Annotated in this window: 24 protein-coding genes; 20 read left to right on the forward strand and 4 right to left on the reverse strand. The window is 72.3% G+C overall.

Annotated elements, in window-relative coordinates; translation table 11 throughout:
• The 8 genes from VFV67_RS25640 to VFV67_RS25675 form a co-directional block, all read left to right on the forward strand.
• Positions 1-397: PE domain-containing protein (locus VFV67_RS25640; protein WP_326473199.1), on the forward strand; the 397-nt coding region annotated here is incomplete at its 5' end.
• Positions 390-1022 carry a DUF3558 domain-containing protein gene (locus VFV67_RS25645; RefSeq protein WP_326473200.1) on the forward strand — a complete coding sequence of 211 codons (633 nt, stop codon included), beginning with the start codon at positions 390-392 and terminating at the stop codon, positions 1020-1022. The genes VFV67_RS25640 and VFV67_RS25645, both read left to right, overlap by 8 nt.
• 7 nt (positions 1023-1029) lie before the next feature.
• Positions 1030-2292: a PPE domain-containing protein gene (locus tag VFV67_RS25650; protein WP_326473201.1), complete on the forward strand. Its 1263-nt coding sequence runs from the start codon at positions 1030-1032 to the stop codon at positions 2290-2292.
• Positions 2293-2295: 3 nt separating this feature from the next.
• The gene (locus VFV67_RS25655) at positions 2296-3066 is read left to right on the forward strand and encodes an ESX secretion-associated protein EspG (protein WP_326473202.1); all 771 of its coding nucleotides are present in this window, start codon (positions 2296-2298) and stop codon (positions 3064-3066) included.
• Positions 3067-3141: 75 nt separating this feature from the next.
• Positions 3142-3405, forward strand: coding sequence for a hypothetical protein (locus VFV67_RS25660; RefSeq protein ID WP_326473203.1), 264 nt, complete (start codon positions 3142-3144; stop codon positions 3403-3405).
• Entirely contained in the window at positions 3402-4514 is a 1113-nt protein-coding gene (locus VFV67_RS25665) for a transglycosylase SLT domain-containing protein (protein WP_326473204.1), read from the forward strand. The genes VFV67_RS25660 and VFV67_RS25665 overlap by 4 nt, the downstream gene beginning before the upstream one ends.
• 9 nt (positions 4515-4523) lie before the next feature.
• Positions 4524-5702: an aminotransferase class I/II-fold pyridoxal phosphate-dependent enzyme gene (locus VFV67_RS25670; protein WP_326473205.1), complete on the forward strand. Its 1179-nt coding sequence runs from the start codon at positions 4524-4526 to the stop codon at positions 5700-5702.
• 48 nt (positions 5703-5750) lie between these two features.
• Positions 5751-5924 carry a hypothetical protein gene (locus tag VFV67_RS25675; RefSeq protein ID WP_326473206.1) on the forward strand — a complete coding sequence of 58 codons (174 nt, stop codon included), beginning with the start codon at positions 5751-5753 and terminating at the stop codon, positions 5922-5924.
• Here VFV67_RS25675 and VFV67_RS25680 read toward each other — a convergent pair whose 3' ends face one another.
• Entirely contained in the window at positions 5925-6962 is a 1038-nt protein-coding gene (locus VFV67_RS25680) for a GntG family PLP-dependent aldolase (RefSeq protein WP_326473207.1), read from the reverse strand.
• Positions 6963-7079: 117 nt separating this feature from the next.
• On the opposite strand from VFV67_RS25680, the gene VFV67_RS25685 reads away from it, so the two are divergent.
• The 9 genes from VFV67_RS25685 to VFV67_RS25725 all read left to right on the forward strand — a co-directional run bounded on the left by VFV67_RS25685 (position 7080) and on the right by VFV67_RS25725 (position 14200).
• A complete protein-coding gene (locus VFV67_RS25685) occupies positions 7080-7598 on the forward strand; it encodes a SigE family RNA polymerase sigma factor (protein WP_326473208.1) in 519 nt (172 codons plus the stop codon).
• A 40-nt stretch (positions 7599-7638) separates the two neighbouring features.
• On the forward strand, positions 7639-8382 hold the full coding sequence (locus VFV67_RS25690) for a hypothetical protein (RefSeq protein ID WP_326473209.1): 744 nt from the start codon (positions 7639-7641) through the stop codon (positions 8380-8382).
• Between the two features lie 30 nt (positions 8383-8412).
• Complete coding sequence (locus tag VFV67_RS25695) at positions 8413-8997, forward strand: TetR/AcrR family transcriptional regulator (RefSeq protein WP_326473210.1); 585 nt, start codon at positions 8413-8415, stop codon at positions 8995-8997.
• Between the two features lie 52 nt (positions 8998-9049).
• Complete coding sequence (locus VFV67_RS25700) at positions 9050-9577, forward strand: SigE family RNA polymerase sigma factor (RefSeq protein WP_326473211.1); 528 nt, start codon at positions 9050-9052, stop codon at positions 9575-9577.
• On the forward strand, positions 9570-10370 hold the full coding sequence (locus tag VFV67_RS25705) for a hypothetical protein (RefSeq protein WP_326473212.1): 801 nt from the start codon (positions 9570-9572) through the stop codon (positions 10368-10370). The genes VFV67_RS25700 and VFV67_RS25705 overlap by 8 nt, the downstream gene beginning before the upstream one ends.
• A gap of 59 nt (positions 10371-10429) precedes the next feature.
• Positions 10430-10969, forward strand: coding sequence for a SigE family RNA polymerase sigma factor (locus VFV67_RS25710; protein WP_326473213.1), 540 nt, complete (start codon positions 10430-10432; stop codon positions 10967-10969).
• Positions 10966-11850: a hypothetical protein gene (locus tag VFV67_RS25715; protein ID WP_326473214.1), complete on the forward strand. Its 885-nt coding sequence runs from the start codon at positions 10966-10968 to the stop codon at positions 11848-11850. Before VFV67_RS25710 ends, VFV67_RS25715 begins: the two co-directional genes overlap by 4 nt.
• A gap of 17 nt (positions 11851-11867) precedes the next feature.
• Complete coding sequence (gene purB, locus VFV67_RS25720; protein WP_326473215.1) at positions 11868-13292, forward strand: adenylosuccinate lyase; 1425 nt, start codon at positions 11868-11870, stop codon at positions 13290-13292.
• Between the two features lie 92 nt (positions 13293-13384).
• A complete protein-coding gene (locus VFV67_RS25725) occupies positions 13385-14200 on the forward strand; it encodes an MOSC domain-containing protein (protein ID WP_326473216.1) in 816 nt (271 codons plus the stop codon).
• Here VFV67_RS25725 and VFV67_RS25730 read toward each other — a convergent pair.
• Positions 14184-14966 (reverse strand): SAM-dependent chlorinase/fluorinase, encoded by a 783-nt coding sequence (locus VFV67_RS25730; protein WP_326473217.1) that lies wholly within the window; start codon positions 14964-14966, stop codon positions 14184-14186. The two genes, VFV67_RS25725 and VFV67_RS25730, sit on opposite strands and share 17 nt — an antisense overlap.
• 162 nt (positions 14967-15128) lie before the next feature.
• Between VFV67_RS25730 and VFV67_RS25735 the strand changes: the two genes are divergently transcribed.
• From VFV67_RS25735 to VFV67_RS25745, 3 genes are read left to right on the forward strand one after another with little or no spacing between them, the layout of a single operon-like run.
• Positions 15129-15974 (forward strand): helix-turn-helix transcriptional regulator, encoded by an 846-nt coding sequence (locus VFV67_RS25735; RefSeq protein WP_326473218.1) that lies wholly within the window; start codon positions 15129-15131, stop codon positions 15972-15974.
• 18 nt (positions 15975-15992) lie between these two features.
• The gene (locus VFV67_RS25740; RefSeq protein ID WP_326473219.1) at positions 15993-16256 is read left to right on the forward strand and encodes a DUF397 domain-containing protein; all 264 of its coding nucleotides are present in this window, start codon (positions 15993-15995) and stop codon (positions 16254-16256) included.
• 58 nt (positions 16257-16314) lie between these two features.
• Complete coding sequence (locus VFV67_RS25745) at positions 16315-17016, forward strand: DUF2334 domain-containing protein (RefSeq protein ID WP_326473220.1); 702 nt, start codon at positions 16315-16317, stop codon at positions 17014-17016.
• Here VFV67_RS25745 and VFV67_RS25750 read toward each other — a convergent pair whose 3' ends face one another.
• Positions 17017-18249, reverse strand: a complete 1233-nt coding sequence (locus VFV67_RS25750) for an MFS transporter (protein WP_326473221.1) — start codon at positions 18247-18249, stop codon at positions 17017-17019.
• Positions 18246-18821: a helix-turn-helix domain-containing protein gene (locus VFV67_RS25755; protein ID WP_326473222.1), complete on the reverse strand. Its 576-nt coding sequence runs from the start codon at positions 18819-18821 to the stop codon at positions 18246-18248. Before VFV67_RS25755 ends, VFV67_RS25750 begins: the two co-directional genes overlap by 4 nt.
• Positions 18822-18860 lie beyond the last annotated feature (39 nt).

The raw sequence follows: 18860 nt of genomic DNA on the forward strand, positions 1-18860 counted from the left end.
GGACCTTCTCGGACCAATCGGCCGCGGCCTCACCCAGGCCTTCGCCGACCTCGACACCTACAACAGCGCCCTCACCTCCGGCACCTTCACCGTCACCAAAGACAACGTCCTCGCCGCCGCCAAGATCATCAAGACCCAGGCGGACGCGCTCGACACCAGGTTGCGGGACTCGGTACGGGAGCTACGGGTTTCCCCGCCCGGCGACGACGATGTGAGCACCCGGGTGGCGCCCGCCTGGAATGACCTTCTCGTGGATAATCCCGACTCCTACGCCCAGCGGATCGCGCAGTACATCCAGGCCCTGCACACGCTGGCGGAGCAGTGTGCCGACAGCGCCCGCGCGTACGGCCATACCGAGCAGGACATCGCGGCCGTGTTCGGGGCGCAAAGTGCGTGATCGCCGGCTGAGGCTGGTACTGACCGGGTTGCTCACCGCGGCCGCGGTCGCGGGCTGCACCACCGGTGAAATCGGACAGGCGGTACCAACTCCATCCAGCACTCCCCAGACCAGTGGCGGAACCAGCTCGCCAGCACCGAGCGCGCGGGTTTCGGTCCCGCCACGGCCGGCGGAGCTGAACCTGGCCGGCGTCGATCCGTGCGCTCTGATCACCGACCCGACACTGGCCGCGCTTAAGCTCAACCGTAAGCGTGTGCAACAGGCGGGTGACTCGCAGTACCGGGGAATGGCGCAGTGCACAATCGACTCCACCAGGTCGCCCTTCGACAGCTATGCGTTGATCGCGGTGACCAACGAAGGCGTCGAGGCCTGGCTGACCGGCAAGCGCAATGTGCAGGCGCAGCTCAGCTCGGTGGCCGGCTTCCCGGCGGTCACGTACTGGTTGTCCGGAGCGAACGGCCGCAACGCCGCCGATTGCAGCACGTCGGTGGATGTCGCCGGAGGTCAGCAGCTGATGGTCGAGTCCTATAACACCGGGGACCGGATTTACACCCTCGAGCAGCTCTGCCAGCGGGCGGAGCGGGCGGCGGGGATGGCTGTCGAGACGTTGAAGACGTTGAGGTGAGGGCGTGATGGACGGCGACTACGGGCTGGCTGACTTGCGGTTCGAGGGGTACGACAATCATGCGCTTGCCGAGCAGGTGGATGGGTTGCGTGGGGGGCAGGGGTCGGAGAGTTTTCAGGGGGCGGCGCGGGCGTTGATCTCGTTGGCGGGGGGGTTGGCGGAGACGGATCGGGTGTTGCGGCAGCAGCTTGCGGAGCTGGGGGTTTCGTGGCAGGGGAAGGCTTCTGAGGGCGGGACGCAGGCTACGCAGACCGCCGCCGTGTATGCCGAGGAGGCGGCGGAGCCGGTGGGGGAGTCGGCGACCCGGGTGGCCAGTCAGAGTGTGTCGTTCGGGCATGCGCGCAACAGTGCGCCGGATGCGGGGACGCTGCGCGGGCCGACGCAGCTGACCGGGATGGATCAGTTCGCGGGAATGCTGGGGCATACGACCGACCATGCCAAGCAGGTGCAGGCGACCGGCGCGGCTCGGGAGCAGGCGGTGGCCGGGCTGAACGGGTACCAGCAGGGCAGCTCGGACGCGCTGGGCCGGGTGAAGACGCTGCCGGTGCCGCCGGGGATGGGCTTGTCCACCGCGCCGTCCGGGAACACCGGGCCGGGTGGCGGGCCGATTCCGGGGTTCAACCCGGGTGGCGGCGGGTTCCCGCCGGGCACCGGGCCGATTCCCGGACCGGGCACGGGTCCGCTGCCGCCGCCCGGCACGCAGCCGCCTCCGCCGCCGGGCGGCGGAGAGCCCGGGCCGCCCGGGCAGGGGCCAGGACAGGGGCCGGGACAACAACCCGGACAGCCGGGCCAGCCCGGCAACCGGTCCGGCATCGGGCCGGTGGTGCCGCTCGGCGGCGGTCTGCCGCCCACCGGCAACCCGCCGGCCGGGCCGCGGGTGCTGCCGTCGCTGCTGGCCGCCAACACGGCCGCGCTGGCCGGCGCCGGGGCGCAGGGCGCGGCGCTCGGGGCCGGCGCGGAGAAGGACCGCGTGGTCCGAAGGCCCGGCGCGCCGGGAACCCCGGAGAGCACCCGGGCCGCGCCCAAGTCTCCGGCCGCCGGGGTGCCGGACGAGGAGTCCAGGCCGGTGCGCAACGCCGAGAAGTACAGCGCGAAGCCGGGCAAGCCGGTCAGCAACTCGATCCTCCAGCCGGCGACCACGGGTTCCGCCCGCGGTGACGAGGACTCCGAGCACGTTCGCAAGTACGGCATCGACTCCGGGGACCTGTTCGAGGATGACCGGATGACCGCCCCGGCGCTCATCGGGGACGAGGACGAGCGGGCGGACTGACGGGTGCCGGAAAGCGGCAGCGTGGTGTTGTCCACGCTGGAGTTCGATGTGCTGTGGGAGCGGGAACGGCTACCCGCGCGGCATGTGGCGTTGGACGTGCTCAGTCCCGGCAAGACGCACAGCGAGCGGGCCCGGCTGGTCCGCGAGGCCCTCGACGAGCTCGGCCGGCGCGGTCTGGCCGAGGGTGGCCGAGCCACGCCGGAGCTGGCCGACTGGCTCAACCTGCTGGCCTTCCCGCAGTTGTCCATCGACAGCTGGGTGTGGACCGACCACGAGATCAAGTCGCTCGCCGTGTCGGCCGGCGGGGTGGGCCTGCTCGCCGTGGTCGAGCCGGCGGAGGTGTGGCTGATCCCGGCCAGGGACACCGCGGTCGCCGAGGCGGCGGTGTCGGTGGCCGGGGTGATGCCGGCCGGGCGGGGCTACTCGGTCAGCGTGGACACCGATCTGCTGCTCGCCGCGGACGGCAAGGCGCGGGGCCGGCCCCAGGAACTGGCGGTCATCCTGCGCGAGCACGGAGTGTCCACAATGGACGCCAAGGCGCTGGCCGCGATGCTGTCCGGAATGGGCGTGCGCGGCCAGTTCTGCGTCGAGCGCCGGCAGCGGGACCAGCACATGCGCCGGGCCGACCGGGTGGTCGCCTTCCACGACAACCCTGACGGCCGCTACGCCTACCTGACCAGGCCGAACAACGCCGGAAAGACCTGGAGCACGATCACTCCGGCGGACAACGCGATGCTCGTCGGGTTCGTCCGGGAGCTGTGCGAGGAGGTCTGACGGCGGAACCGCTCCACCCGCGGCCGCGTCAGGGTAGACGTGCCCAGCTACAACGTTGACGCGATCAATGAGTGCATGCGCACGGTCCAGGAGCACAAGCCGAAGTTCGGCGAGATCTCCGACTCCTTCCCCGAGATCTGCACGGCGCCCACGGTCTACGGCACGCTGCCAAGCTCGGCCGCGCTCGCCCAGGCGGTGGATGCGCTGAACTCCGCGCTGCACGCCGAGTTCGAGGCCGCCGAGACCCGGCTGGACCAGGTGGCCAGGGCCCTGGACGCGGTGGTGGCCAGCATCGACAACACCGAGCGGAGCAACGTCGAGGCGTTGAGCGTGCGATGACCGCGGCGAGTGAGCTGGCCGGGTACGCCGGCGGTGATCAGGTTGCCGCCGAGGCGAAGAAGGTGGCGAACGCCGACCCGGGCCTGATCGGCGAGGCGGCCACCCGGTTGTCCACCGCCGCGACGAACGCCGGCACCAGCGGCACCGCGGTGGCCGGCGCGGTGCGCGGGCTGGACGCCGCCTGGGAGGGCGGCTCCGCCGACGCGTTCGTCGCCTACATGGATCGGTTCGCCAAGGCCGGCACCGACGTCGGCACCGCGATGAGCCAGGCCGCCGAGGCACTGACCGGGGTTGCCGAGGCGATCGAGGCGGCCCGGTCGTACGTGTCCGGCCGGTGCGAGCAGGCGCTCGGCGAGATCCGCGCGTGGATCCGCCGCAACAACCAGGCCGACCGGGCCCAGCTGGACGCCTTCACCACCGAGCTGTGTGCCGGGGTGGCCGGCGACATCCGCACCCACCTGACCGGCACCGAGTCGACCCTGGCCGCCGCGGCCGGGGTGATCACCGGCTCCCAGACCCCGGCCAGCACGTTCTCCGCCATCCCGGATCCGGGCACCCAGCCGTTCACCCCCGAACCCGGCCGCCCGATCGAGTGGACCCCGACCCCGCCGCCGCAGACCGCGCCCGCCGGGACCGACGGCCAGCCGGCCCAGGGCGGCGGCGGTGCCGGCGGCACCGCGGCCGGCAGTGGCGGCGGTGGCGGCGGTGGCCTCGGCTCCAGCGGCGGCCCGCCGGCCGGCGGCCCCCCGCCCGGCAACGTCCAAGAATGGATCCGCCAGGCCATCGAAGTGCTGCGGGCCAACGGGATCAACGTCAGCGAGGCCGACGCCCAGCGCATCTGGCAGATCATCCAGCACGAGTCCGGCGGCAACCCGCACGCGATCAACAACTGGGACTCCAACGCCGCCAAGGGCACCCCGTCCAAGGGCCTGATGCAGTGCATCGACCCGACCTTCAACTCCTACAAGCTGCCCGGCCACGGCGACATCTGGAATCCGGTGGACAACATCTGCGCCGGGGTGAACTACGCGATCTCCCGGTACGGCTCGCTGGCCAACGTGCCGGGCATCCGGGCCATGGCCGGCGGCGGGGCCTACCGCGGCTACTAACGTGGGCTCATGCTGGAGTACGCCCACCTGCTGAAGGTGGCCGAGCGGGCCGCGGTCCCGCCGTTCCACGTGATGGATGTGCTGTCCGCGGCCAACGCCCGGCAACGCGCGCACGGCGACCTGGTTTCCCTTGCCGCCGGCCAGCCCTCGACCGGCGCGCCGGCTCCGGTGCGCGAGCGGGCCGCCGCGGCGCTGGCCGGCGACGCGCTCGGCTACACCGAGGGGCTGGGCATCCCGGAGCTGCGCGCCGCACTCGCCGCGCACTACGAGCGCACCTACGCGCTCGAGGTCGACCCGCACGACGTGGTGCTCACCACCGGCTCGTCCGGCGGCTTCCTGCTCGCCTTCCTGGCCGCGTTCGACGTGGGTGACCGGGTGGCGCTGGCCCGACCCGGCTACCCGGCCTACCGCAACATCCTCAGCGCGCTCGGCGTCGAGGTGGTCGAGCTGCCCTGCGACGCGAGCGCCCGGTTCCAGCCGACGGTGGCGATGCTGGACGAGCTGCCGGCGCCGATCGACGGCCTGATCGTGGCCAGCCCGGCCAACCCGACCGGCACCGTGCTCGAGTCCGGCGAGCTGGCCGCGATCGCCGGCTGGTGCGCCGAACGCGGCGTGCAGCTGATCAGCGACGAGATCTACCACGGGATCTCCTACGGCACGGCGACCAGCTCGGCCTGGCAGTTCTCCCGTGAGGCCGTGGTGGTGAACTCGTTCTCCAAGTACTTCGCGATGACCGGCTGGCGGTTGGGCTGGCTGCTGGTGCCGCAGCGGCTGCACCGCGCGGTGGACTGCCTGACCGGCAACTTCACCATCTGCCCGCCGGCCCTTGCCCAGCACGCCGCGCTGGCCGCGTTCGAGCCGGAGTCCTACCGCGAGCTGGACGACAACGTGCGGCGCTACCGGGAAAACCGCGACCGGCTGCTCTCCGGCCTCGTCGACCTGGGCATCGACCGGCTGGCCCCGGCCGACGGCGCGTTCTACGCCTACGCCGACGTCTCGCACCTCACGCACGACTCGATGAGCTTCTGCCAGCGGCTGCTGGCCGACACCGGACTGGCGATCGTGCCCGGAATCGACTTCGATCCGGTACATGGCAACCGGTTTCTCAGATTCTCGTTCGCCGGCTCGACCGGCGACGTGACCGAGGCACTGCGCCGGCTCGGCGGCTGGCTGCCCGGGAACCGGTGATCGACCGGGGGCGTTGTCCGATGCAGGACCGAGTGGGAGGCGTTCGACATGCTCATCAAGATCATCGGCGCGATCATCCTCATCTGGCTGGCCTTCTTGCTGTTCGGCTGGGTGTTCAAGGCGCTCGGCACCCTGATCGTGATCGCCCTGATCGTCACGGCGGGCGTCGCCGTCTTCGGCGCGATCAAGGGCAAGTCGGGCCAGCGGCACATCAAGCCCTGACTATCCGATCGACTTGATCCGGCGCAGCGCCTCGGTGATGTCCGTGGGGTGCAGGTCACGGTGGGTGATGAACCGGATCTTGCCCGACATCGGGACGGCCAGGACTCCGGCGTGGGCCAGGGCTTCCAGCATCCGTGCGACGTCGGGGACCTCGGCCAGCACGATGTTGGTCTCCGGCGCCTCGGCCGGCCAGCCCAGCTCGTTCAGCCCGTCGGCCAGGGTGGCGGCGTTGGCGTGATCGGTGGCCAGGTCGTTGATCCGGTCCAGGGCGACCAGACCGGCGGCGGCCAGCACGCCGCCCTGCCGCACGCCGCCGCCGAGCATCTTGCGCACCCGGCGCGCCTCGGCGACGAACGCGGCGCTGCCGGCCACCAGCGAGCCGACCGGCGCGCCAAGTCCCTTGCTCAGGCACACCTGCACGGTGTCCACGCCGACGGTCAGCGCCGCCGGGGGCAGGCCGAGCGCGACCGCGGCGTGCCACAGCCGGGCGCCGTCCAGGTGCACCCGCAGCCCGGTGTCCCGCGCGGTGGCGACCAGCAGCGCGTGCGCGTCCGGCGGGGTGATCGTTCCGCCGGCCGCGTTGTGCGTGTTCTCCAGGCAGAGCAGCGCGGTGCGCAGCGCGTGGTACGGCGTGGTCCCGCCGGCCCGGGCCCGGACCGCGTCCGGCGAGATCCGGCCGGGGCCAAGCTCCCAGTCCAGCGCCTCGGGCATGCCGCCGGCCAGCCACGCCCCGGTGCCCAGTTCGCTGTCCAGCACGTGTGCGCCGCGGGCGGCCAGATACCGGTCGCCCGGCCGTAAGTGCACGACGAGCGCGATCAGGTTGCCCATCGATCCGCTCGGCGTCCACAGCGCCGCCTCGACGCCGAGCAGTTCGGCCACCCGCTCCTCGAGCCGGCGCATGGTCGGATCGTGGCCGAGCACGTCGTCGTCCACCTCGGCGGCGGCCATCGCCTCCCGCATTCGGGTGTCCGGTTTGGTGACGGTGTCGGAACGCAGGTCGATGGGCGCAGGCGTGGTCACAATCCGATCACACCACATGCGTCCCCGGCGCCGCCGCATCAGGGGTGGCGTACATCTCACCAACGGGACCGTGCAACCGTGGGCCGTACCCGGTCCGTCCCCGGTGTGCAGAACAGACGAGCGGAGAGCGTCCGCGTGGATCAGCGCGAGGAGCAGGAGTTCGCGGAGTACTTCGCTGCACGGCGGGATGCCGTGCGGCGGACCGCGTTCATGCTCTGCGGCGACTGGCACCGGGCGGACGATCTGGCGCAGACCGCGTTCGTCGCGCTGCACCGGCGGTGGCGCAAGATCCGGGACCGCGGGGCCCTGGACGCCTATGTCCGCAGGACGCTGGTGCGCGCGATGATCGACGAGACCCGGCGTCCGTGGCGGCGGGAGCGGTCGGTGGACGAGCTGCCCGAGACGGTCCAGCCGGACGGTGAGGTCGGCGAGACGGTGGCGAACCGGTCGGCGTTGCTCGACGGTCTGCGCGGGGTGCCGCCCCGGCAACGGGCGGTGCTCGTGCTGCGGTTCCTCGAGGGACTCGACGTCGCGGCCACGGCCGAGGTGTTGAAGTGCTCCGAGGGGACGGTGAAGAGCCAGACGGCCCGCGGCCTGACGGCGCTGCGGGAAGTGTTGGGTGACGCGCTGGACGACCTGCGATCGGCGTCGTGACAGGACTTGTGACGGGACTTGTGACGGAGGAGGTGCACCGATGGACGAGCGCAAGCTGAGCGAGCTGTTCAATGCCGCCGTGCCGGACGCGCCGCCGCCGTCGTTCGACGATCGGGACATCGCCGCGGCGTCGAACCGGCAGCGGGCCCGGCAGCGTGCACTTCTGGGTGGTTCCGCGCTCGGTGTGGCGATCCTTGCGGGCGTCTCGGCGCTCGCCATGGCATTGTGGACGACAGCAGGTACCGAATCGGGTACAGCGGCCAACGCGGGCGCGCCGGCACCGGCGGTTGCCGGGCCGACCGGTAACGCGGGGGCTGCTCCGAACGAGGTACCTCAAGAGGACGCCAGCCATCAGTCGGCGTCCGACAAGAGCTTCCCGGTCGAAACGTCTAAGCAGGGAGATGAATCGGCCGGGAATGCCGGTCCTTCGGGGCCGTGCGAAAAGGCGGACCCGGAGCTCGCTGCTGCCCTCGCGGGCGAGCTCCGGGCCGCTGACTCTTTCCTCACCGCCACCGAACTTCCCGCCACCGTGCTCTGCCCGGCCGGCGGGCGGGCCGCGGCAGCGCGGGTGTCCGGCGGAGTCGTCTCGGTCGTGGTGTGGCCAAGGGATTCCAGGCTGTCGACCCCGTTGTCCAGGAGTGCCGCGGGCGCACGGGAGGGGATGGCTCCGACGGCGTCGGGCGGGACCGTGTTGATGGTCAGCGAGCCCGATCCGGGTTCGAGTGGCGCACCGCTGGCGGACCGGCTGGATGCGATCGCTCGCCGGCTGGCGACCAAGTACTGACGGCGCGGACCTGGCACGATCACTTCGGTCATGACGAGCGGAAGCACCCCGAAGGGGGAACGGCGCCGGCAGGCCCTGGTGGCGGCTGCCGCCGCGTTGCTCGTCGAGGGCGGTTTCGACGCGGTCCGGCACCGGGCGGTGGCCGAGCGGGCCGGGTTGCCGCTGGCCTCGACCACCTACTACTTCGGCTCGCTGGACGAGCTGGTCACCGCCGCGGTGGAGCATCACGGCCGGGCCGAGCTGACCAGAGGCCGGCAGCGGCTGGACGAGCTGGTCACCCAGCCGCGTGGTCCGGAGACGCTGGTCGAGCTGGTGCTGGAGATGCTGCTGGGGCCGGAGTCCGAGCGGGACGCGGAGTCGGTGCTGGTGCGCTACGAGCGGCTGGTGGCCACCGGGCGCCGGCCGTACCTGCGCCCGATCACCCGGGCGCTCGGCGCCGAGCTGCGCGGCCTGCTCACCGAGATCTTCGTGCGGTCCGGCGCCAACGTGGCCGACAACCGGGTCGAGCAGCTGATCTCGCTGGTGGACGGCGCCGTGGTGAACGCCCTGATCGAGATCGACCCGGACCCGCGCGGCGCGGCCCGGCAGATGCTGCGCGCGGCCCTCGCGCCCTGACGTGCAACCTCCGCCCGCCGGCGGTCGTGAGCTAAGGGCGGAAGGGAGCCTCATGCGCACAGCCGACGAAGACAGCTTCCGGGCCTTCGCCACCGGGCAGGCCCCGACGCTGCGGCGCACCGCGTTCCTGTTCTGCGGCGACTGGCACCTGGCGGAGGACCTCATGCAGGCCGCCCTGGTGAAGATCTACCGGTCCTGGTCGCGGGTGCAGAAGCGGGAGAGCCTGACCAACTACGCCCGCACGGTGCTGTTGCGGACCTGGCTGGACGAGCGGCGCCGGCCGTTTCGGCGCTCGGAGCTGTCCGGGGCGGAGCTGCCCGACGTGCCGGAGCCGGCCGGCGATCCGGCCGTCCGGGTGTGGGCGAAGGAGCTGGTGCACCGGGCGCTGCTCGAGCTGCCGCCGGGGCAGCGGGCGGTGCTGGTGCTGCGCTACTTCGACGACCTGTCGGTGGCGGAGACGGCCAGGGTCATGCGGTGCGCGGAGGGCACGGTCAAGAGTCAGTCGGCACGGGGGCTGGACGCGCTGCGGGCGGTGGTCGCCCGGTTGGCGCCGGCGAGCGGAGGGTTGCATCGTGAGTGAGCAGGATGTCCGGGACGGCCTGCGGGCGGCGGTCCTGACCGAACCGGTGCTGTCGTTCGATCCGGAGGCGCTGATCCTGCGGGCCCGGCAGCAGGTCCGGCGGCGCCGGGCGCTGGCCGGGGCCGGCGCGGCGACCATCGCGGTGGCCGTTGCGGCGGTCGCGGTGCCGACCGTGCTCGGCACGCCGCGCGGCTCCGACGGGGGTGCGGTGGGCGCCGCCCCACCGCCGAGCCAGACGAGCCCGCCCCACCCGACGCCGGCGATCACCACGTTGCCCTGGCCGCCGGCCGGGGTCACGCCGGTCAGCTACACCGCGGATCAGCTCAAGGTCCGCGGCGCCGAGATGCGGGACCACCTGCGCGCCGCGTTCCCGGCGGCGGTGCCGGGGGTGGCGCAGGTGGCGGTGCAGGAGTTCGGCGGCGAGGCCAGTGGCGCGGTCGAGGACGGCCAGGGCTACCTCAACTCGTTCGTGGCGTTCTCCTTGGACGGCTCCCGGTCCGCGGTCTACGTGGCGACCTTCGCGCCGGGTGCCGGACCCGAACCGTTCAGCGAGTGCGGGGACGGGTGCAAGGTGGCGACGATGCCGGACGGCAGCCACGTCCTGACCGGCAAGCTCTTTGCCGGCGAGGGGCAGTGGCTGCTGAACGTGTGGCATTTCCGGGCGAACGGCGCGGTCGTGCAGGCGACCGGCTACAACTACGACCCGACCGGTGCGGGGCCGACGCTGCCCGTGGTTCCGGTGACCCCGGAGCAGCTGGCCGCACTCGCCACCGATCCGAAACTCGGCATCTAACATCGGCAACCCCCGCCGCGGCGTGCGCGTAAGTAGCTGCGGTGCGAAGGGAGTTGTCGATGCGCAAGGCCGACGAGACCCGATTCCGGGAGTTCGCCCGCGAGACGGCGCAGCAGTTGCGTCGCAGCGCGTACCTGCTCTGCGGCGACTGGCATCTGGCCGACGACCTCACCCAGGCCGCGCTGATCAAGATGTACCGGGCCTGGCCGCGGATCACCCGGACCGAGCGGCCGGTCAGCTACGCCCGCAGGACCCTGGTGCGCTGCTGGCTGGACGAGCGGCGCCGGCCGTGGCGGCGGGCCGAGCGGCGCGACGGGCAGTTGCCCGAGGAGGTGCCCGGCGGCCCGGACCCGGCCACCGCCGCGCAGCACGGCGACCTGCGGGCGGAGCTGTTCGACGCGCTGTCCCGGATCGCACCGCGCCAGCGGGCGGTGCTGGTGCTGCGTTTCTTCGAGTCCCTTTCCGTTGCCGAGGCGGCCGAGGCCCTCGGCTGCTCGGAAGGCACCGTCAAGAGCCAGACCGCGCGTGGTCTGGCGGCCCTGAAAGTCGTCCTGGGCCCGGAGGCGGCCCCAGCTGCGTTGCGGAGGAATGGGGAATGATCGAGGAGCGGATCGTGGACCGGTTTCGCACGGCGGTGGCCGATGAGCCGCCGTTGGGGTTCGACCCGGACGACGTGGTGAGCGAGGCGGCCCGCCGGTACGGGCGGCGCCGGGCGGTGGCCGGCAGTGCCATGGCCACCGGGGGCGTCGCGGTGGCGGTGACCGCGGTACTGGCGACCGGCGGCACCGGCCAGGGGGGCTACGTCGGGCCGGCGCAGCCGCCGAACGGGTCGTGCACCCCGAGCCCGGCGCCGGCGACGGATACGACCGGCGGGACCGTCTGCGGTGGCGGCGGCCTGGCGCCGGCGAGCGGGCTGACCGTCAGGACGAGGCGGCCGACCGTCCCCACCACGACGGTGGTCCCGCCGGGTTCGGAGAAGCCGTCCGTGCCGCAGCCGCCGACGCAGGGGAGCTTCCCGGGCTCGGATGCCGCGCTGGCGCACCTGCGGCAGATGATCCCGCAGGTGCTCGCCGAGCGGGTGCCCGGCCTGACCTTCACCGTCCCGGACGGCGGGGACCTGATGGTGCACCCGACCGGCCGGCTGATCGGCGGCGCCTACCGGGCCTCCGGCACCCGGCACCGGTACGTCCAGGTTTCGGTGTCGCACGACGGGAACGCGCTCGACCCGGGCGCCGACCCGGCCAGCACCGGGGGCTGGGGATCGCCGCAGGGCGAGAGCACCCGGCCGGACGGCTCGCTGCTGCGCGTCTACGCCCACACCGAGGGCGAGGCGCAGAACCTGTCGGTGCTGCACCTGCGGACCGACGGGGTGATCGTGCACGTGGACACCACGGCGAAACCGGAGCCGGGACGCACCGGGTTGGCGGTCTCCCAGGAGGTGCTGACCGCGATCGCCACCGATCCGCGGCTGACCTTCTGACCGCATAGGCTCGACGGGTGCAGCCTCGCATCGACAACGTGCTCGCCGCCCGGTACGCGTCGGAAGAGTTGACCGGTATCTGGGCACCCGAGTCGAAGGTGGTCGCGGAGCGGCGGCTGTGGCTCGCCGTGCTGAAGGCGCAGGCCGAGTCGGGAATGGACGTTCCCGACTCGGTCATCGCCGACTACGAGCGGGTGGTCGAGCGGGTCGACCTGGCCTCGATCGCCGAGCGGGAGCGGGTCACCCTGCACGACGTGAAGGCGCGGATCGAGGAGTTCAACGCGCTGGCCGGGCACGAGGACGTCCACAAGGGGATGACCTCGCGCGACCTGACCGAGAACGTGGAGCAGCTGCAGATCCGCCGCTCGCTCGAGCTGATCCGGTTCCGCGCCGCGGCGACGCTGGCCCGGCTGGCCCGGCTGGCCACCGAGCACGCCGAGGCGGCCATCGCCGGCCGGTCGCACAACGTGCCGGCGCAGGTCACCACGCTGGGCAAGCGGTTCGCCTCCGCCGCCGAGGAGATGCTGATCGCGTTCGAGCGGCTGGACAACCTGATCGACCGGTACCCGCTGCGCGGGATCAAGGGTCCGGTCGGCACCGGGGCGGACATGCTCGACCTGCTCGGCGATCCGTCCACTGTGGCCGAGCTGGAGCGGAAGGTGGCCGAGCACCTGGGTTTCCAGCGGGTGCTCACCAGCGTGGGTCAGGTCTACCCGCGCTCGCTGGATTTCGACGTGCTGTCCACCCTGGTCCAGCTGGCCGCCGCACCGTCCAGTGTGGCCACCACGATCCGGTTGATGGCCGGGCACGAGTTGGCCACCGAGGGGTTCCGGCCGGGTCAGGTCGGCTCGTCCGCCATGCCGCACAAGATGAACAGCCGGTCCTGCGAGCGGGTCAACGGTCTTGCCGTCGTGCTGCGCGGGTACGCGTCGATGATCGGCGAGCTGACCGGGGACCAGTGGAACGAGGGCGATGTGTCCTGCTCGGTGGTCCGCCGGGTGGCGCTGCCGGACGCGTTCTTCGCGCTGGACGGCCTGTTCCAGACGTTCCTGACCGTACTCGACTCGTTCGGCGCCTACCCCGCGGTGATCGGCCGGGAGTTGGACCGGTACCTGCCGTTCCTGGCCAGCACGGCGGTGCTGATGGCGGCGGTGCGGGCCGGCGTCGGCCGGGAGACCGCGCACGCGGCCATCAAGGAGCATGCCGTCGACGTGGCGCTGGCCATGCGCGAGGCGGGCGCCGGCCGCAACGATCTGTTGGACCGGCTGGCCGCCGACCCCCGGCTTCCGCTGGACCGGGAGCAGTTGGACGGTCTGGTCGCCGACCCGCTGCGGTTCACCGGGGTGGCCGGTGACCAGGTCACCGCCGTGGTGAAGCGGGTCTCCGAGGTCATCACCCGGTTCACCGACGCCGCCGGCTACACCCCGGCCGCGATCCTCTGAATCGGTCCGCCGAAAACGCCGGACCGTGAATGCCCGGTTTCGTCCGGTTAATAAGCCCCGTCGAAAATGCGAACCGGGGTAGCTTTGTTCGCATGGCAAGCGTTTCCGCGCTGACCTACTACCCGATCAAGGGGTGCGCCGGGGTTACGGTCGACCGGGCGGATGTCGGGTGGACGGGCCTGGTCCACGACCGCAGCTTCGTCGTCACCAAACCCGATGGCCGGTTCCTCAGCCAGCGCACCGTTTCCCGGCTGGCGGTGGTGCGCGCGCAGGTGCTGCACGCCGGGACCAAGCTGGCGCTGACCGCGCCGGAGGCCGGGGATGTCGTGCTGGACGTGACGGCCGACGGACCGATGCGGCCGGTGCGGGTGCACCACTGGGACGGCACCGGGATCGACCAGGGTGACGAGGCGGCGGCCTGGTTCTCCGACGTGCTCGACATGCCGGTGCGGCTGATGCGGGCGCCGGACGGGCTGACCAGGGAGGGCTCCGGCGACGAGCCGGGGCGGATCAGATACGCCGACTCGACCGCGCTGCTGGTCACGTCGTTGTCGGCGCTGGACGGGTTGAACGCCCGGATCCTTGAGCGCGGCGCCGATCCGGTGCCGATGAACCGGTTCCGGCCGAACATCGTGGTGACCGGGTGGCCCGAGCCGCACACCGAGGACCGGGTGCGCCGGATGACCGCCGGCCCGGTGGAGATCGGCTACGGCAAGAAGGACATCCGCTGCGTGGTCACCACGGTGGACCAGCTGATCGGGGAGCGGGCCGGGCCGGAGCCGCTGCGCACCCTGGCCGACTACCGGCGCGAGCCGGACGGCGGGGTCAGCTTCGGGATGAAGGCGGCGGTGCTGCGGCCCGGGGAGATCTTCGTCGGCGACGAGGTGGTGGTCACCGAATGGCAGTGAGGGTCAGCTTGTCGCCGGGCGCCGCGCCGAGCCGGTCGGCCGCCGAGCCGCCGTTGACCGCGACCGCCGCCTGACCGGACGAGTCGACGTACACCACCAGGTCGCCGGCCGGGGCATCGCCGAACGTGCGGCCGACGACGGCCTCGTGCGCGCCCAGCCGGACCCGGCCGGGCAGGGCGTCCAGGTGGCTGCCGGTGGCGGCCAGTTGCAGGTTGCCGAACCGGTCCACGGACAACACCTCGGTGCTGAGCTCGTCCGGTGTGCCGGTGGTTTCCGGGTCGGGCAGCCGGACCAGCGTGTGCGGGTCGACGGCCGGCCCGAACTGGTCGGGGCGGGTGCCGGCGGCCAGGTGCGCGGCGGCCGGGGCGAACAGGTCGCGGCCGTGGAAGGTGGCGGAGACGGTGGGCAGCCGGTAGCGCGGGTCGGTGAGCCGGTGCGCGGCGCGGACCCCGCCGAGCGCCTCGGCGGCCGGGACGAGCAGGCCGTTGTCCGGCCCGACCAGCGGCCCGCCCGGGGTGTCCAGCACGACGGCGCGCCGGGCCGTCCCGACGCCGGGATCGACCACGGCCAGGTGCACCGCCGCCGGCAGGAACGGGACGGTCTGGGCCAGCACCGTGGCGCCGCGCCGGATGTCCTGCGGCGGCACCAGATGCGTCACGTCGATCACCCGGGCGTGCGGGGCGATCCGCGCGATTACCCCGGTACAGGCCGCCACGAACCCGTCGGCCAGGCCATAGTCGGTGGTGAACGAGATCCAGTCGGCCATCGGACCTCCATCCGGGTGAACCTGTACCCGGCAATTGTTGCCACCCCATGCCGGTCCGGCTGGACGACGGGCCCCCTGCCCTGGCCGGGTTGTTGCCGAGTTGGCACGGCCTCCCCGATCGGCCGATGGCGGGGTTCGTTCGGCTCGGCCAGGGTGCACTCCGTGAACACCACCATGGGCGTGCGGACGCGGCGGTTGTGCATGGTGCTGCGCCGCCTGCGCGAGGAATCCGGCCTGACCACGATCGAGGTCGCCAACAGAATGGGCGTGAACGCGAGCACGGTTTCCCGCGCGGAGACGGGAAAGCGCCGCCTGACCTCCGAGGACCTCGCCTCGATGCTGGCCATCTACGGGACCTCCCGCCCACTGCGCAACGCGTTGCTCAGATTCCATGCCGACGCCGACAAACCGAGCCTCATCGACCGCGGCGAACTGCACCTGCACGCGGACCTGGAGAAGTGGATCGGCTTCGAGCAGGACGCGACACACATCTACAACTACGAACCCTTGCTGATTCCCGGCCTGCTGCAAACCTTCCCCTACGCCCGAGCGGTCATCGCCAGCGGCGTGCGCCCGAGGACCGACGAGGAGATTGATGATCGTGTCGCGGCCCGGATCGCCCGGCAGGCGATGCTGCGCCAGCCGAACCGACCCGAACTGGAAGTGCTGTTGCATGAGGCCGCCCTCCGTCATCCGGTGGGCGGCGCAGCGATCATGCGCGACCAGCTTGGCTGTCTGGTCGAATCGGCCTGCCGGCGCGGCATCACCATCCGGATCATTCCGAACAAGATTGATGCACATACCGGCATGGATGGTCCCTTCGTGGTGATGGACTATCGCGGGCTGCCCAGCCTTGTGCTCCTGGAGAACAAGGTGGCCAGCCTCTATCTCGACGAACCGGGCGACGTCGAGACCTATAAGCTGGCCTTCGGCAGCCTGCTGGCGGTGGCACTGTCGACCGACCGATCGATCGAGATGATGCGCAAGATCGCCATGGGCATGGTGTGACCCGGGAAGGACAGGGCCATGACCGGATGGCGCAAGAGCAGCTTCAGCGGTAGTAACACCAACTGCGTCGAGGTCGCGTGGCGCAAGAGCAGCTTCAGTGGTGAGAACACCAACTGCGTGGAGATCGGCTGGCGGAAGAGCAGCTTCAGTGGTGTCAACACCAACTGTGTTGAGGTGGGGGGCGGCGTGGAGAAGGTGGGCGTGCGGGATTCGAAGAACCCCGCGCCGGCCCTCGCGTTCCCCGGCGGTGGGTGGCGGTCGTTCGTGAATTCGCTCCGGTGATCCTCGGACGTCATCTGTCTTTGAGCGTTCGTTTATGCCGGCCTGGCGTAATGGAGGCATGACCGCACGGCTGCTGGTGTCCCTGTCCGGGATCAGCGCGCGGACGCTCGACCGGTGCGCCGAGCTCAGCGCCGAACTGGCGCACCGCCGGGTTCCGCTCTCCCTGCTGTTCGCCCCGCGGCTGGCCGGCGCGCCCGCCGCCGTCGACTGGGTCCGCGACCGCCAGCGCGCAGGCGACGCCCTGCTGCTGCACGGCTTCGACCACGTCACCGTGCCGCTCGCCCGCCGCCTGGTCCGCCGCGCCGAGTTCGCCGCCCTCCCCTCGCACGAGGCCGGCCTGCGGCTGTCCGCCGCCGTCCTCGCACTCGGCCGCGTCGGCCTGGCCACGGACAGCTTCGCCCCGCCCCGCTGGCTCGTCTCGCACGGCACCCTCGCCGCCCTGCGCCGGATGGGCTTCGGCCTGTGCGCCGACCTCACCACCGTCCGCGACCTGCGGACCGACGAGGTGCACCGGGCCCGCATCCTCACCCTCGGCCACGGCGAACGAACCGAACCCTGGTGGTGCTACGCCCTTGTCCTCGGCGCCGCCCGCCAGGCCCGCCGCGGCGCCCTGGTCCGGCTCGCCGCCGACGCCACCGACCTCACCCGTCCCGGGCCCCGCCGGGCCTTCCTGGACGCCGTCGACATCGCCCTGCACATCGGCGCCATCCCCGCCACCTACCCCGGCCTGCGGCACACCCCCCTCGCCGACGCCGCCTGATCACCGTTGCGCGAGTTGCCGGCTCCGGGCGGCGGGTAGGTAGAGCGGCGCGGCGAGGGCGAGCACGATCGCGCCGGTGGTGATGGCGGTGGTGACCGAGGTCGCGGTGGCCAGTGCGGTCAGGGTGATCAGGCCGACCGCGCCGGCCGCCTGGGAGATCATCGAGTTCATCGACAGCACGGTGGATCGGTGCGAACCGGAGATCTCCCGGTGCAGCAGCGTCTCGTGCACCGGGTTGCTGGCGCCGTGGACGACGTAGCAGGCTAGGTAGCCGGCCAGAACGCCGGCCGGTCCGGCGAGCAGGCCCATGGCGGCCACGGTGAGGCCGTGCGCGACCCGCAGGATCGCGGCGGTGGGGGCCACGCCGATCCGGGCGCTGAGCAGTGGCGCCAGGGCGGCGCCCGCGGCGGAGCCGAACCAGGCCGCCGCTCCGGCCGGTCCGGTGAGCGCCGCGGCGGTCTGCGTCCCGCCGACCTCCTCGGCCAGTTTGACCGGCATCAGCATCTCGAAGGTGACCATGCTGAAGCCCCAGCACAGCTCCACCGCGAGCAGCGCGAGCAGGATCCGGGAGCGGCGGACCAGGCGGCAGCTCTCGGTGATCACGGCGGGCACCCCGCGCAGCGACGGCAGAAAGGCGCGACCGTGCGCTCGCGCGGGCTCGCGGACCAGCACCAGAATCGCGACCAGGTTGGCGAGTTGCACGGCAAGGCCCAGCCAGATCGGCAGGGTCAGCGTCGGGATGCCGGGGATCTCGACCCAGGCGATGACGGCGCCGGAGGCCAGCGCCGCGAGGCCGATCGCCACCCCGAGCACGGTGCCGCCGGCGCTGAGTCCCTTCTCCAGGCGGGCGTTCGGGTCGGCGGCCAGCGCCGCGTCCACGTACCAGGCCTGCAGCGGGCCGCTGTCCAGCGCGCGGTAGACGCCCTGCAGCAGGTAGACGACCGCGAACTCGGCGAACGAGTCGGCGGTCGCCAGCAGCAGCAGGGCCAGCGTCGCGATGGCGGCGGCGAGGAGCAGTACCGGCCGGCGGCCCCACGAGTCGGCCAGCCCGCCGGTCGGCAGTTCGAGGGCGAGCACCACGAAGCCCTGCATCGACACGGCAAGGCCGACCTCGGCCAGGGTCAGCCCGCGACTGAGCCCAAGCAGCACCAGGACCGGGATGGCCAGCCCGACCGGAAACCACCGCAGCGCGAGCAGGAGCAGGTAGCGGCGCAGCGGGTCTGGTCCGGTCATGACGGTGGCCAGGTGCCCGGTTCGGTCGGCAGCGCGTGCCAGAACAGCGAGATCCGCTGCCGGTTGCCGGCCGGCTCGGCTTCGGCGCGGGCCGCGTGCCGGTTGATCACCGCCTCGATCTCGGCCATCAGCTCGGTCAGCTGGCCGGCGCTCATCCTGGCGTTGCTGTCCGACATGGTGAGGGCGTCGCGCCACTCCAGCGGCCAGTCGGCGCGCACCTCCTCCCAGCGCCCCACCTTGTCCAGGTAGTGCCGCCAGTAGTGCTGGCGCAGCCAGGTCGAGGCCGCCAGACCGTCCGGGTCGCCTTCGACGTCGGCGTCGCGCCACTCGTGCGAGCGCTGCGCGGCGACCCAGAAACGCTGCTTGCCGTGACCCTCGCCGGTCTCCTCGACCAGGCCGACCGCGGCCAGCTTGCGCAGGTGGTAGCTGGTCGCGCCGGTGTTGGTGGACAGCCGGACGGCCAGCGTGGTCGCGGTGGCCGCCCCGTGCAGCCGCAGCTCGCTGAGCAGCCGGGCGCGCAGCGGGTGAGCGAGGATCCGCAGGGCGCGGCCGTCCAACCGGATGTGGTCCATGGATGCACAATAGTTGTGCACAAGTTCTGTGCACAACTA

The organism is Actinophytocola sp. (genome assembly GCF_035762905.1).
In the GTDB taxonomy this organism is placed as follows: Bacteria; Actinomycetota; Actinomycetes; order Mycobacteriales; family Pseudonocardiaceae; genus DASYTH01.